The following is a 13,861-nucleotide window of genomic DNA, read 5'->3' on the forward strand; positions in this document are numbered from 1 at the left end:
CGGCGCCGGCCAGTAAATCCGTTCGGCTACGCCGCGGTCTCGTCCACGAGTCCGGTGATGGTCGCGACTTCGGCGGCGTCGAGGCGCACGGATCCGGCGGCGACGTTGTCCCGCAGGTGGGCGAGGCTCGTGGTGCCGGGGATCGGAAGCATCGCGGGGGAGCGGTGCAGGAGCCAGGCGAGTGCGAGCTGCTGCGGGGTGACGTCATGGGCGGCGGCGATGGGGGCGAGGGCCGAGGCCACCTGATCGGCGTTGTCGCCGCCGTCGCGCAGGCTGACCGGGTGCCAGGGCGAGAAGACGGCGCCGTGCTGCTCGGCCGCCGCGAGCAGCCCGCCGCCGCTGCGGTTCCCGACGTTGTAGAGGGCCGTGACCGCGGCGATGTCCGTGATGCCGCGCGCTGTCGCGTACTGCTCGGGGGTGACGTTGGAGAGGCCGATGTGCTGGATGTGTCCCTCGTCCCGCATGGCCTTGAGCTCGCCGATCTGGTCCTCGAACGGGGCGTCGGTGGCGTATCCGTTGTGGAGGTAGTAGAGCTGCACGCGTTCCAGGCCGAGCCGCCGCAGGCTCGTCATGAGCGCCTGTCGGAGGTACTTGGGGTTTCCGACCGAGCCGAGGGTCGAGAAGTCGTAGCCCCCGCGCACGAATCCGCCCTTGGTCGCGATGACGAGCTCGTCCGCGTACGGGTGCAGCGCCTCGCGGATCAGGAGTTCGTTGGAGTGCGGACCGTAGACGTCGGCGGTGTCGATGAAGTTGACGCCTTCGTCGAGAAGGGACCGCAGGAGGCTGAGCCCACCCTCGTGGTCCGGGTAGGGACCCCATACCTGGGGACCGGTGAGCTGCATGGCTCCGAAGCCGATCGTGTTGACCTTCAGGTCGCCGCCGATGGTGATCGTGCCTGGTGCGTCTGCCATGGTGCGCTGCTTTCTGGGATGATCGGGGAGATGTGGATGGGCTCCCCGGTTATCCGGGGATGCTCCCCACTTTAACTGGGGAGCATCCCCGTTTGCAACCGAGAGGTATGTCCATGCTCGACCTGCTCGCTCAGATGCGCCCGCGCAGGGCGGACGCGGCACGTAACTTCGACGCGCTCGTCGCCGCCGCTCGCGAGGCCTTCGGGGAGCTCGGTACGGACGCGAGCATGGACGAGATCGCACGGCGCGCCGGCGTCGGCAACGCGACGCTGTACCGGAACTTCCCGACCCGCGAGGTGCTCGTCGAGGCCGTGTACCTGTCGGGGGTCCAGGGCGTGTGCGATTACGCCGAGGAACTCGGGACGGACGACGACCCGGCCGACGCGCTCGTCGCCTGGCTGCGGCGGTTCGTCGTGCTCGCGAACACCAAGCGTGCCTTCATCGAGGGCCTGGCCTTCAACCCGAGCGCCTATCCGGCCGCGCACGACGCGCTCTATGCCGCCGGTGGACCGCTCATCGCCCGGGCGCAGGAGGCCGCACAGATCGACCCGGGCCTCGACATCGACGACGTGATGCGCTTTGCCATCGGCGTCAGCGTCGGCCTCTACCGTGACGACGCTCAACGCGAACGCGTCTTCAGCGTCGCGATGAAAGGTCTTGTGAGCCCGTCGCCCTCGCCGCGACTCCCCTGAGTCGGGGACATCCTGGAGATGCCCATCGGTACGACACCGGCCCATCGGTACGACACCGGCACCCGGTGGCTTTCGCCGGCCGACCTCCTCATCGTGCGGGGCGTCGACCGGCTCGGCCGCGGCGCGTACCGGCGCTCCCGCTACACGCTTGTCAGGGCGGGATCGGCGGAGCGCAGTTCGCCGAGCACCGTCGCCGCCTTTTCCCGGCTGGCACTTCTCGAATACGTGTATCTGGCGCCCCACATGGCGCGCCCGAGTGCGGAAGAACCCAGCGGGACCAGGGCCACTTCACGTATGTCCTGGTAATCGTTGATGTAGATCTGGACTATCCAGCCACCGAGCAGCGTTTTCAGCGACGCGTAGGCCTCGAAATCGACGGACTTCACGAATGGGTTGTCACCGGAGCTGACCGGGCCGAACTCGACCTTCCGTGAATACGACTGAAGAGTCGAACTGAAGATCTCCTTGATGTGCTCGACGCCGAGCGTGGTCCGGAACTGAAGGACATCGGTGGGCATGTGCTGTCTCCCCTGCGGTAAGCGGTCTCTGAGCCCTGCTACTTTCCGTCGACAACGCGGCGGGCACGGTTCCCGCGTGCTCCGCTTTCCTTGTACAGGACCATCAGAAGATTCAGGTCCTGCTCCTTGAGCGCGCCAAGTCCGAGTCGCTCGGCCTTGATGAGAGCTGCCTCGTACTGTTCCTTGGTGGCCATTTCTCTCCTTGATGTTCGGTGCGGGATCGATTCGCCCTGGATTCGGCGGGCGATGTGACCACAATTGCACGGTCATCGGGAGCGGTTGGCGGCCTGCCGGAAGTCAACCGGGTTCCGCCCGGAAAAAAGCCGGACCGACGGGATTCAATAGGTCCGTCAGAATCGGTTGTGGGCCCTCGCCGACGGTGTCATCCTGCCGTCATGCCCGAGAGCACGCTGCCGGATCACGCTGCGATCCTGCGAGAGATACGAATGGTTCGGCGAGCCGGCGTCATGCGACTGCGAGGACTCGAACTGCCGTCCCTGGAGCGTGCCGCCTCGGTTCTCGGTCCCGCCGATCCGGACACCCGCGCCCAGTCGGTGGAGCGGCTGTTACGTCTGGCCGTGACCCGGATGGACGGCGGGAGTCTCCAGGAGGCCGCCGAGTACAGCCTCGGCCTGGCACGCGGCACCCGTGACATGCCGTCGGTCGACCGGCGCCGCCGGGCCGCCGCCCTCTACGGGGTCAGTGTCGAAAGGTTCCGCAAATACCAGGAGTTCACGGTGCTCGGCGAGGTCGCCGAGCACGTCGTACGGATCTGCGCCGCTTCCCTGACCGGGCCCGCCGAAGCCTCCCCCGATGTCCCGGCCACGTCGGCGTGGCCGGGATCAAGTCCCCTCTCGCCCAGCCACCGGACCCTCGGTGTCGCGGTCGCCGGACACACCGCGACGGTCACCGTGCACATCCACCCCGTCGATCTGCTGCGCGACGTGGATGTGGTGGTCTCGCCGACCAACACGTACCTGTCGCTGCCGGAGGCGTACAAGTCCTCGGTCTCGGCGTCGCTCCGCAGGGCGGGGGCGCTGCGCGACGTGGCAGGCGGTCTGGTCGAGGACCGGGTCAACGACGAGGTACGGGACTGGGTGGAGCGGTACGCGGCACCAGGCCGGGCGGTCCCGCCGGGCACGGTGGTGCCGACCGGCGCCGGGGCACTCGGACGGCAGGGCGTACGGCGGATCTACCACGCGGCGGTCGCGGTTCCCCGCCCCGGCACCAACGACTACGACGTCCAGCCGGCCGATGTCACGCGCGCCGCAGCCAGGGCGCTGGCCCTGCTGGCAGAGGAAGGGGACCGGTTCGACCCGCCACTGCGTTCCATCTGCTTCGCCCTGCTGGGATCCGGGCGCGGCGGACTGTCGCACGAGGCGAGTTTCACGGCGGTCTGGGCCGCCATCGAGGCCGAGTTGGCACGCGGCACCGGCTATGAGACGCACCTGGTGGTACGCCGTCCCAGCCGGGCGGATCTCGTCGAACGGCTGCTGGGCCGACACCCATGGGCGCGCGGCACGAAGGAGGCGGAGCGTGACATCGGAAATACCAGAACCACCGGAACCAACGGAAACGCCGGAGGCTGAGTCGTATCGGTACGGTCTGGCCCGCGCGGCGGCCGACTGGCCCACCCTGAAAGACCGGCTCGATCCGGCGGCGCTCAGCGCGCTCGCGGGCCATCTGACCGAGTTCCGGAACGCCGGGCCCGGCACCCCGCGCCGGACGGCGGCGGCCGCGGCGGCCCTGCGGCTGCTGGACCGGTCGTCGGAGGAGGCCGGTGCCCGATTCGCCGGTGAGACGTTCGCGCCCGCCGGGTTCACACCGGACGATCTGGCGGTGCTGGTGCTCGACGGCCACCGCATGGTCGGTCCGGTGCTCGGAGCCGTACGGGAGAGGCTGCTGGCCGCGCCCGCGCTCGACGAGCCGGACGGCACGGCGGGCGGCGGCCCGGACGGGAGCGCCTTCGATGTTCGGCTCATCCGGCTGCCGGGGGCGGGCGGCAGGGGCAGGTGTCCCGCGTTCCAGTTCCGCGAGGCGCCTGAGGCATGGCCCGTCGTCCTGGTGGTGAACGAGATGCTCGACAGCGGACGAGATCCCTGGGGCGCCGCCGACTGGTGGCTGTCGGCCAACACCTGGCTCCGCAAGAGCAGCCCCGCTTCGCTGCTCGGCAGCGGGCAGGACGCCCAACTGGCCGAAGCCGCAGCGTATTTGACCGAGAACCCCTGACCGAGAACCCCTGACCGAGAACCCCTGACCGACAACCTCCGAGCGCGAATCCCTGACAGCAGGTCCCTGGCGGGGAGTCCCCGACAGACATCCGTACGCGTTTTTCGCGCGCAGGTCGAGAGATCGAGAGATGAGGTGTGGTGCCGTGGTGAACATCCGACCGCCCGTGACGCTGCCGGGCGCCCCGGCCAAGGTGACCCTGCCGGAGGGCACCGAACTTGTCCGGCTGCACGCCGCGCACCGGCCGGCCGGTGCGTTCAACCCCGTACTCGCGCACTCGTTCTACGGCGGTGGCCGCTTCGACGCCACAGCCTTCGACGAGTACGGCTATGTGTACGCGGGGCTCACCTCGGCGGCGGCGGTCTGCGAGTCGCTGCTGCGCTCGATCCCCTTCGAACGGGACGCCCAGCCACGGACGGTGTCCCGGACCGCGCTGCGCGGCAGGAAGCTGTCCTTCCTGCGGCTGACCACCGACGTCACGGTGCTGCCGCTGGTCTCAGGACGGGATCTGGCGGCCGTGGCCCAGGACGCGTGGCTCACCCAGACGGAAGCCGCCGACTATCCGTTCACCCGGCACTGGGGCCACTGGATACGCGAACAGACCACCCCCTGGGCCCAGGGCTTTCTGTGGCCGTCGAAGCGCGAGCCCGCCGACCAGGTCGTGGTCCTGTTCGGAGACCGCTGCCCACCCGGCGTACTGGGTGAACTCGGCCCGTCACCGGTCGACTTCGAGACACCCGAAGGCGAGGAGTGGCTCAACGCCGTACTGGAGCCCTATCGCGCGAAGGTCGCGCCGTGACGTCGCCGCCCGTGGACGGCAGCGGCGGCCCCGACGCGGAACCGATCGATCCGGACCACCTGACGGATGACGAACTCGCCGCAGAGCGCGACGAGTTGGCGGGCCTCCTGGCGTACATCCCGGACAGCGAGCTGTGGGAGTTCTGGATGACCGTCGGGCACTGGAGCTATCTGCTCCATGTGCGCACGGGAGACCCGGCCGACCTGGCCCGAGCGGCCGACGCCGTCGAGCACGCCTTCGCACCCGCCGCGACCTGGCCCGAACCGGACCACAACAGTGCTGTCCTCGCCCGCAGGTTACGGGCCGAGATCACCCAACTCCGCTCCTGCGAGGCGCCCATGGACCGCGAACTGCTCGACGAAGCCATCGCGCTGCTGGACACCGCACTGCGAGACCTCGAAGCCACCCCCGGCCACGACCTGGACGAGAAGGCCGACCTGCACCTCTCGCTGGCCGACCGGTACGTCAGCCGGTGCCGCCTCGGCGAGGGCTGGTCGGAGGCGCCCGCCGCCGGAATCGCGGTCGGGCACTACCGGGCCGCGCTCGCCGCCGCGACGCCCGGCACCATCGACACCGGGCTGGTCAGGCACGAACTCAGCGCCGCACTGCTCCTGTTGGGCCGGGGTACCGACGACCGGCAGGCGCTGGAGGAGGCGATCGCGGAGTTCGGACGGGCGGCCGCCGCCCGGGAGCAGGAAGAAGGGGCGGAACCGTCCGGGTTCCGGGAGTCAGCCATCGACATGGTCTTCGGCCGCTGCCTGTTGTGGGTGAACTGGCAGGACGCTACGCAGCCGGCGCACGCCGAAGCCGAACTGAACGCGCTGCTCGCCGAGGAAGGTGGCCTGGACGAGATCCCGCCGCACTACCTCGACGTCTTCGGCCGGATCCTCTACGAACGGGCCGCCGAACAGGACGACGACGGGGCTCGCGACCGGGCCGTCGCCCTGCTGAGACAGGCGGTCGAGCGCTGGGACCCCGAGGAGGACGGCAGCGTTCTGGCCGCCGCCACCTTCCTGGCGAGCATCCAGTACTCACAGTTCATCGCCGACTCCGATCCGGACCGGCTGCCCGACCTCGTCACCGCCGCGCGGACGCTGCTCGCTCTGGACGAGGCCGACGAGGAGGTCCGCGCCTACGCCGACATGATGCTCGGCACGGCCCGGTCCCAACTGGCCTTGCTGGGCCTCGGTGCGCCCGATCCGGAGGCTGTCGAACGAGCGGCCCGTGCCGCCGCCGAGACGTCGCAGGCGCTGAAGGAAGGAGGGTTCCCCAGCCAGGACGAATCAGGGATGAGCGCCACCGTCCGGGACGTGATGGGCTCCCGCCGCCGCGATCAGGGCTTCGACCGCGCCTACGCCTCCTGGCTCGCACTGGACACGGGCGAGAACTCCGGGCTGATCGCCGGGCAGATGCTGCTCGACATGCTGCTCTGGGATCCGCACGGCACCCATGTCACGCAGGAGCAGACGGACACACTCTTCGGCGCGGCCGTCGCGGCCCGCACCGACACCGCCTGGCAGGTCGGCATCCACTCGATGGCCGCCCTGCTCCGTGCCAGGGGAGCTTCGGTGACCGGGGGAGCCGGTCTGGGGGAGGCCCTGGCGTACGTGGACCGGGCCGCCGAACTCGGCGAGGGCCAGCAGGACCTGCGCGAGGTGGCGGAGTTCATGCGGGCCTTCACCCTGATGATGCGCGGGCAGTTGGGCGGTGGCGCCGACGACATCGAGACAACGATCGCCATCTGGCGGCGGATACGGCACAACCCCCTCATCACGCCGTACACACAGCGGGTGGTCGACGGTCAGTTCGGCGCACTGGAGGGGGCCCGCGCAGTGGCGCGCGGCGATCTCGCCACGGCCGACAAGTGCGTCGCCACGGTCGCCGACGCCTACCGGGGGATGCGGTCCGACGACATCTCGCACGGCGAGATGTGGTCCGTGCTGGAGCATGTCCGGATCCTGCGCGACGACCTCGCCGAGAAGCTCGGCAAGCCGCCGCTGCCGCCCGCCGCCGACCGTCCGACCATCGCCGAGCTGCGCCGCATGGCTGCCGGGCTGCCCCGCGACCACCGCGCCCACCTGCTCGGTGAAAGCGGTGTCGGCCGCTTCGGGGACGCGCTGGTCGCAAAGGATCTCGGCGTGCTCAAGGAGGCCATCGCGCTGGTCGACGAGGCACTGGAACTGTCCGACGAGGGCGGCGATCACTGGCTCAGGTACGGATACATCCGGGCGGGGGCCGACTGCATCCGCGCCACGATGGAACAGAGCCGCGCCCCGCTCGACAGCGGCATCGCACTGCTGGAGCGGGTACGCGGCGCCACTCCCGGACCTGAGCACCGTCTCTGGGCCTCCATGGGCCTGGGCCTCGGCATGGCCTACCGGCAGCGCGCCGCCATCCCCGGCAGCCCCACCGCGGCCGCCGACCGGCGCCGCGGGCGCCGGGTAGGGCTCGACGCGCTGCGCGGCCACGTGTGGGCCGCGCTGCTCCAGTCGGGCACCGACCACGCGGCCGAGGCGGCGGCCAAGGCCACCGAGACGGCCCTCGACGTGGCCGACTGGTGCCTGGAGGACGGGGTGCCCGCGGAGGCCGTGGGCGCTGTCGACTCCTGCCGGGGCCTGCTGCTGCACGCCTCCCTCACCTCGCTGTCCGTCCCCGACCGGCTGGTGGCGGCGGGCCGCGCGGACCTGGCCGCCGAGTGGCGGGCGGCGAGCACGGGGTTCGTACCGTCGTCGGACCCGCTGAACGCCGAGGACGGAGGGGTCCCCAGCGATCTGCGCCGCCGCGTGCTGGAGACGCTCACCGGGGCGGGCGACAGCGAGCAGCCGGGGAACGGCCTCGCCGCTCTGCTCGACCCGCCGGGCCCCGACGAGATCGGCGCCGCGCTGCGCACCCTCGGCGCCGACGCGCTGGCCTACCTCCTGCCGGCCCGCGAGGGCCGCAAGGGCCACGCGCTCGTCGTCACCGCCGACGACCGTACGTTCGTAGTGCCCCTGCCTCTGCTGAGCGCGGAGGCAGGACCGATCAGGGACTACCGGCCACTCGGGGGCCAACGCGACATGGGTCCCCCGACGGAGGACGAGACGGACGGCGCGACGGGCGCGACGTACGGCGCCGAACCCCGCACCGCCGTACCGCTGCGGAAGCAACTCGACCGGCTGTGCTCCTGGGCCTGGTACGCGGCGACGCAGCCACTCCTGTCGGCGCTGGGCGCTCCCGGGCGTCGCCCGGCCGTCGTCCTGGTGCCGCTGGGCAAGCTCGGTGTGGTGCCGTGGCACGCGGCGTGGGAGCCGGGCAGGGGAGGCGCCCGCCGGTACGCGGTGACGGAAGCGCACATCTCGTACGCGGCCTCGGCGCGGATGCTCTGCGACGTGGCCGGCCGCCCCGCCGCACCGCACACCGGCGCCGCCCTGGTGGTCGGCAATCCCACCGGGGACCTGCGGGCCGCCGGCGACGAGGCACGCGCGGTGCACACCGCCTTCTACCCCGCCGGGCGCTTCCTCGCCGAGCAGGCCACGCCCGCGGAGGTGCTGGCCTGGCTGCGCCGGGCGGAGAACGCGGGCGGGGTCCTGCACCTGGCCTGCCACGGCTCGGTGTCCGAACACAGCCGCCACAGCGCCTACGTGGCGCTGGCCGGCGGGCGGCTCGCCGCCGAGGAGCTCACCGAGGCGGGCGCGGGCGCCAGGGACACGAAGGACGGGTGGCTGGACCTCGTGGTGCTGGCCGCCTGCCGCAGCCATGTCTCGGGGCGCGGTTTGAACGAGGCGTACAGCCTGGCCACCGCGTTCCTGGTGGCGGGGGCGAATTCGGTGATCGGCTCGCTGTGGCCGGTCCCGGACGACGCCACGTCCGTGCTGATGTACATGGCGCACCACTTCCTCAGGCGCGAGGCGGAGCCGCCGGGCCGGGCGCTGCGCAGGGCCCAGCTCTGGATGCTGGACCCCGCGCGCACCGTGCCGGCCGACATGCCGGAGGCGCTGCGCGTACGCGCCCTGGCCGTGGAGCCCGACGACCTCTCGGCCTGGGCCGGGTTCACCCACCTGGGGCGGTAGCTCCGCCGGTCAGCCCCCGGTGGCGTCCGGGACGACCGTACGGAGTGCCACCGTCCGCGTTGTCCACGGCCCCACCTGGGGCGGGGCTTCGGCGTTCCTGCCGACGACGGCCGGGGCGGCCAACCGCAGCATGCCGTCGGGCTGTTGTCCGTCGTGACGTCCCCGCGCCCCCCGCTGCCAGGGATCGAGAATGAAGGGCACGGTGTTGAACTCTCCCTCGGCGACTATGAGTTTGAGCCAGTCCCGCGCGTAGGCTCCCGGCCGGACGGGGCGCGACTTCGGCAGGCTGAGCTGGACAGGACCGCCGTCCAGGGCGTAGCCGGTCAGGCCGGGTCCGATGAAGTCGGGCTCGTACAGACCGGGATGGGAGCCGTAGCTGTCGTTGAGATTCAGCAGCAGGCACCACAACGGCCGGGTGGAGTTGTTGTGGATCCGTACGGACACCAGAGGCTTGCGCCAGCGACCGGGGCCACCCTCGTACGGGACCTCCAACTCGGCGTTGGCGTAGGTTTTCTCGGTCGGCGTGCCGGTGCCGAGGGAGCTGTCCCAGGGGGAGACCTCCAACCGCACCGAGAGGGCGGAGGCGAAGTTGCTCAGTTCGAGCAACTGGTACCAACGGGTCAGGTGGGCCAGGCAGTCGACGACTGCCATGGCGTCGGCGGGGTCCCCGAGCGGGAGCGGGGGTACGGCGGCGGTGCCGTCGCGGGTCAGTACGGTGGCCAGCCCGTCACGCACGACCACCTTGAACCGGAGCACGGGCGAACTCTGCCGCGCGGCACCCCTGTCGGGGCCGGACGGTGTGACGGCAAGCAGCGGGGTGGGGCCACCGCCCGGGCCCGCCGCGGCGACGGCCTCGCGCAGCCAGGCGCCGGCCCGGGGCGCGTGCGGTGCGTCGAACTCCACCCCGGCGGGCGGCAGGGCCAGCGCGGACACCGCGACGGGATAGACCTGGGCCGGATCGGGGCGCCAGCCGTGCGGGGTCACCAGCGCGCGGTCGTGACGCACCTCCCGGACCCGTACGACGCGCGCCCCGGTGCGAGGCTCCCCGTCGCCGGTCACGACGAACTCCGTTCCGCCGCCGGCTCCGCCGTCCGGCGCCGTACCGTCCGGGTCGTCGTCCGACCAGGACTCCATGCCGTGCAGACTGCCGTGATCCACTTCCCACCCGTCGCGGCCGTGCCGCAGGAGCTGCGGGCTCGGCTCCCGTGCCTTCCCGCCGAGGAACGGCAGATCGGCCGGGCCGCCGGGGTCGTGCGGGATCATCACGGGGTGCTGCTGGGCCGTCAGGATCTGCACCCGGCAGTGGGTGGCGGCCAGGATCTCGCGGTAGGTGGCGGTGGGGCCCACCTCGGCGAGCACGCCGAGCAGTGAGTGGCTGAACAGGCCGCGCGTGCGCCCGCCGAGCTTGTCCTCGTAGGCCTGCTGGTCGATCCGGCTCGCCGCCAGCGTGATGTGGAAAGGCCCCGTGCCGGGTCCCGCGGGCACGGCCGTACGTGACTCCGGAACCAAGGGGACCGGTGCGGCGAGCGGCCGGTCCGGGTCCGGCGGCAGGAACCGCGCGGTGGGACCCTCTTCGTCGTCGCGGGTCACACCGCCCGAGTAACAGCAGTCCATGACAGCGGTGGTGTGCGCGCCTCCGGCGGCCACACCGTCGAGGAGGGCGCGCAGTTCCGTGTCCGCCAGGAGGCCGTCGGCGCAGACGACCGCCTGGCTGCGCCCCGTACCCTCCTTCATCAGAGCGGCGGCTCCCACGGCCTCGTACTGGGCGCCGTGTCCGGAGAACCAGAACAGCGCGGTGTCTCCGGGTCCTGCCTGTCCCAGGTGTTCGGCGATGCCGTCCCGCACCGCCCGCACCGTTGCCTCACCGTCGAGCAACGGCTTCACGCGGAGCGGACCGGTGACCCGGCTCCTCAGCCACGCGCGGGCGGCTTCGATGTCGTTCCGACAGCCCCGGAGCGGCTTCCTGGCTGTCGCCGCGGGATAGGAGTTGATGCCCACGAGGAGGACGTGGACCGTCCCTCCGCCGCCGTTCCGCATGTGTACGCCGCCCCGGTCCTGGCTCTTCCGGCCCCACCCGTCGTCATCCATGGGGGGAGTCTGGCAGCCGCTTCGGGGCGGACGGGGCCCTCGGCCGGGCGGATACCGGTCGTGAGTCGGGCGATCTCAGGTAATCCCACGTTCAATCAACCAATCACCCCACATGATTGACGAGGCGTCAGTACTCTCACTTTGTCCGTGACGTACGCCACAGCGGGACACGTTCATGAACTCGGGGGACGCATGGGACACATCGAACGATCACGCCGTCAGGTGGGGTCCGATCCGGCCACCGGCGTCCGTCCCGCCACCACCGGCGCGAGGCACGACGCGCCCGCGCCGGTGCGACTCGGCGGGTTCACCACCGAGCTGTACCGCCCCAGGCCGGCCGACCTGTTGCACGCCGTACGCCGGCTGGACGCCCGACTCGCCGACGAGGAACTGCGGGAGATGGGGCGGTGGATCGGCGAGCAGTACGTCACCTCGTACGGCACGGCGCCGATCGGCTATGTGGCGCGGTGTTTTCTCGGCCCGCCGTACGTGGACCACCGGCTCGGGCTCGACGGGTGCGTCCTGGAGCACTACGCGCTCGCCGATGTGATGCCCGAACCCTTCGGAGCGGCCCGCATGCTGGCCCGCTCCGGCGCCTACGCGTACGTCGAGGTGTACGACGGCGGCCTGGTCCTGCCGGTCCTCGCCGACGGCGGAATCGTACGGCCATGAAACCGGCACGGATCGCTACGGATCAGTACGGAACGGAACGGAGGCAACGATGACGGAGATAGACCGCCGGCTTCACCAGAAAGTCGACCAGGTCAGCACGCGCGTCCTCAGACTCACGGAGAGTCTGATAGCGGTGTCCGACCAGGTGTCCCTGGTGGACACCGCGCAGAAGCAGACCCAGGACAGCCTGCGGGTGCTCCTGGAGGAGTTCAAGAAGTACGTCCTCAAGGCGGAGCTGACCGCGAACCTGCACAGCGCCGAGACGCAGATCCTCTCGGTGGAGGAACGCCTGGAGCGCGAGTTCGGTCATCTCAAGCGGGTCCGGCGGACGGCCGTCGGCATGCTCCAGTCGTTCGACGTGGGCCTGGTGTCCGAGGACGTCGTCCAGCAGATCAGCGAAGAGCTGATGATCGAGAACGCGCGCTACTGGCTCGCGCCGGCGCTGGTCGCCCTCGCCGCGTGGCCCCAGGACAACCGCTCCCTGTGCGACAAGGCGGTGGAGGAGGCCTTCCGGCGCTCGCCGGCGAAAACCTCCCTGCTGTTCGCGCTGATCCTGCGCCGCCAGGGCCGGCACGAGGGTGCTGTCCGCTGGCTGCGGCACTACCTGGAGGCGCAGGACCCGAACGCGCTGGGCCGGGAGTTCGCGGTGATTCTGGAGTCCATCTCCCAGGGCGCCTTCGGTCCCGCCGGGCGTGACCTCATGCGGCAGAGGCTCAACGGCTGGCAGGAGCTGCTGCTGACCGACGAGGCCGTACAGCAGGCGCAGGTACGCCGCTGGCGGGCGGAGATCGACACACTGCGCGGTCCCACCTCGGACCAGTTCCCCCGGCTGGAGATGGTGTCACCGCAGTGGCCCCAGCTCGACGAGGCGTTGAGGTCGGCATCCGCGCACCAGGGCGTGCTCGACAAGTACACGGCCATGCTGACGCGTGAACCACGGGCCCCCGAGCGGCTTGAGGACACCGTCGACGACATCCTGGACCAGTTGGTGAACGAGTACGACAACGAGGAGCTGCCGCACCACCGCGAACTGGCCCTGCACAAGGCCGTTCGGGACGCCGGAGGGGACAAGGAAGCGGCCCAGCAGGCCGTGGACGTGGACACGGCCTCCCACCAGGAGACGCTGGACTACCTGACCGTCCAGTCCACAGCGGCGCTCAATCCGGCCGCCATCGGCGCCTCGGCAGCCACCCAGCAGTTGTCCGTGGCCGCCTGCCACCAGTGGTTCGCCCAGGCGCACGGCGGATTCAGCCGTGACTACCGGGCGGCGGTGCCCTCCGAGATCACACTGAGCATGGGCGACGCCGGAGGTGTGGTCGTCGGCCGCAGGAAGTTCTTCATCCCCACCTGGACCGGATCGTTCAACACCTCGGTCGACGCCCTGGAGCGCTCCCTCGCGAGCCACTGGGACCGGCGTATCGAACCGTTCGTCAAGACCCTCGCGTACCCCCTCGTCAAACAACTCGTCATGATGGCCGCCGTGATCGCCGTGATCCTGCTGCTCTTCCTGGGGTCCAGCCCTGGCTTCGCCTTCCTCGCAGCGGTCATCGTCGGCGGGATCTGGGGAATGGTGCTGTACCAGCGCAGTACGGCGGCCGCCGCCGAGCAGGAAGCGGCGCGGACCCTGCTCGGACGGCACAGGCAGGAAGCGGTCCAGCAGTTGCGCGGAGCGGCGGCGGAACTGAGCGACTGGCACGGGCAGTACGCCTCCGCGGACGCCGTGGAGTCCGCCGCTCGCGAGTTCATCGCGGCGCTGGCGACAGCGACCACCGCGGCGGCGCCCTTCGAGGGACGCGTCGTCGCGGCAAGCACGGACGGAGGGACGGCATGAGCACATCGTCACCCGGGGACCCGTGGGTTCCCCAGGACTCCTCCGGGCCCGGGCCCGCCTCCGTATCCGCGG

At 71.0% G+C, this 13,861-nt stretch carries 11 protein-coding genes; 7 read left to right on the plus strand and 4 right to left on the minus strand.

Annotated elements, in window-relative coordinates; translation table 11 throughout:
* Positions 1–26: 26 nt before the first annotated feature.
* On the minus strand, positions 27–911 hold the full coding sequence (locus QR77_RS31655) for an aldo/keto reductase (protein ID WP_040025465.1): 885 nt from the start codon (positions 909–911) through the stop codon (positions 27–29).
* A 113-nt stretch (positions 912–1,024) separates the two neighbouring features.
* Between QR77_RS31655 and QR77_RS31660 the strand changes: the two genes are divergently transcribed.
* Positions 1,025–1,603 carry a TetR/AcrR family transcriptional regulator gene (locus QR77_RS31660; protein ID WP_236710876.1) on the plus strand — a complete coding sequence of 193 codons (579 nt, stop codon included), beginning with the start codon at positions 1,025–1,027 and terminating at the stop codon, positions 1,601–1,603.
* Positions 1,604–1,743: 140 nt separating this feature from the next.
* Here QR77_RS31660 and QR77_RS31665 read toward each other — a convergent pair whose 3' ends face one another.
* Positions 1,744–2,121 (minus strand): hypothetical protein, encoded by a 378-nt coding sequence (locus QR77_RS31665; protein WP_040025467.1) that lies wholly within the window; start codon positions 2,119–2,121, stop codon positions 1,744–1,746.
* A gap of 38 nt (positions 2,122–2,159) precedes the next feature.
* Positions 2,160–2,315: a hypothetical protein gene (locus QR77_RS47040; RefSeq protein ID WP_160310976.1), complete on the minus strand. Its 156-nt coding sequence runs from the start codon at positions 2,313–2,315 to the stop codon at positions 2,160–2,162.
* Positions 2,316–2,588: 273 nt separating this feature from the next.
* On the opposite strand from QR77_RS47040, the gene QR77_RS31670 reads away from it, so the two are divergent.
* From QR77_RS31670 to QR77_RS31685, 4 genes are all read left to right on the plus strand, one after another.
* Positions 2,589–3,710 carry a hypothetical protein gene (locus QR77_RS31670; protein WP_236710878.1) on the plus strand — a complete coding sequence of 374 codons (1,122 nt, stop codon included), beginning with the start codon at positions 2,589–2,591 and terminating at the stop codon, positions 3,708–3,710.
* The gene (locus QR77_RS31675) at positions 3,658–4,350 is read left to right on the plus strand and encodes a hypothetical protein (RefSeq protein ID WP_236710879.1); all 693 of its coding nucleotides are present in this window, start codon (positions 3,658–3,660) and stop codon (positions 4,348–4,350) included. The genes QR77_RS31670 and QR77_RS31675 overlap by 53 nt, the downstream gene beginning before the upstream one ends.
* A gap of 145 nt (positions 4,351–4,495) precedes the next feature.
* Positions 4,496–5,149: an RES family NAD+ phosphorylase gene (locus QR77_RS31680; RefSeq protein ID WP_107069010.1), complete on the plus strand. Its 654-nt coding sequence runs from the start codon at positions 4,496–4,498 to the stop codon at positions 5,147–5,149.
* A complete protein-coding gene (locus tag QR77_RS31685; protein ID WP_052489185.1) occupies positions 5,146–9,198 on the plus strand; it encodes a CHAT domain-containing protein in 4,053 nt (1,350 codons plus the stop codon). The genes QR77_RS31680 and QR77_RS31685 overlap by 4 nt, the downstream gene beginning before the upstream one ends.
* A gap of 9 nt (positions 9,199–9,207) precedes the next feature.
* Here the strand turns inward: QR77_RS31685 and QR77_RS31690 are convergent, their stop codons facing one another.
* Positions 9,208–11,286: a caspase family protein gene (locus QR77_RS31690; RefSeq protein WP_236710881.1), complete on the minus strand. Its 2,079-nt coding sequence runs from the start codon at positions 11,284–11,286 to the stop codon at positions 9,208–9,210.
* 222 nt (positions 11,287–11,508) lie between these two features.
* Between QR77_RS31690 and QR77_RS31695 the strand changes: the two genes are divergently transcribed.
* Positions 11,509–11,958, plus strand: coding sequence for a hypothetical protein (locus QR77_RS31695; protein WP_236710883.1), 450 nt, complete (start codon positions 11,509–11,511; stop codon positions 11,956–11,958).
* A gap of 49 nt (positions 11,959–12,007) precedes the next feature.
* On the plus strand, positions 12,008–13,789 hold the full coding sequence (locus tag QR77_RS31700) for a hypothetical protein (RefSeq protein ID WP_040025470.1): 1,782 nt from the start codon (positions 12,008–12,010) through the stop codon (positions 13,787–13,789).
* The last annotated feature ends 72 nt before the right edge of the window (positions 13,790–13,861 follow it).

It is taken from the genome of Streptomyces sp. 150FB (assembly GCF_000818195.1).
Taxonomy (GTDB): Bacteria; Actinomycetota; Actinomycetes; order Streptomycetales; family Streptomycetaceae; genus Streptomyces.

Coding starts and splice junctions, on each gene's coding strand:
- QR77_RS31660 (WP_236710876.1), top strand. CDS start 1,025: ATGCTCGACCTGCTCGCTCAGATGCGCCCGCGCAGGGCGGACGCGGCA.
- QR77_RS31700 (WP_040025470.1), top strand. CDS start 12,008: ATGACGGAGATAGACCGCCGGCTTCACCAGAAAGTCGACCAGGTCAGC.
- QR77_RS31670 (WP_236710878.1), top strand. CDS start 2,589: ATGCGACTGCGAGGACTCGAACTGCCGTCCCTGGAGCGTGCCGCCTCG.
- QR77_RS31655 (WP_040025465.1), bottom strand. CDS start 911: ATGGCAGACGCACCAGGCACGATCACCATCGGCGGCGACCTGAAGGTC.
- QR77_RS47040 (WP_160310976.1), bottom strand. CDS start 2,315: ATGGCCACCAAGGAACAGTACGAGGCAGCTCTCATCAAGGCCGAGCGA.
- QR77_RS31665 (WP_040025467.1), bottom strand. CDS start 2,121: ATGCCCACCGATGTCCTTCAGTTCCGGACCACGCTCGGCGTCGAGCAC.
- QR77_RS31690 (WP_236710881.1), bottom strand. CDS start 11,286: ATGGATGACGACGGGTGGGGCCGGAAGAGCCAGGACCGGGGCGGCGTA.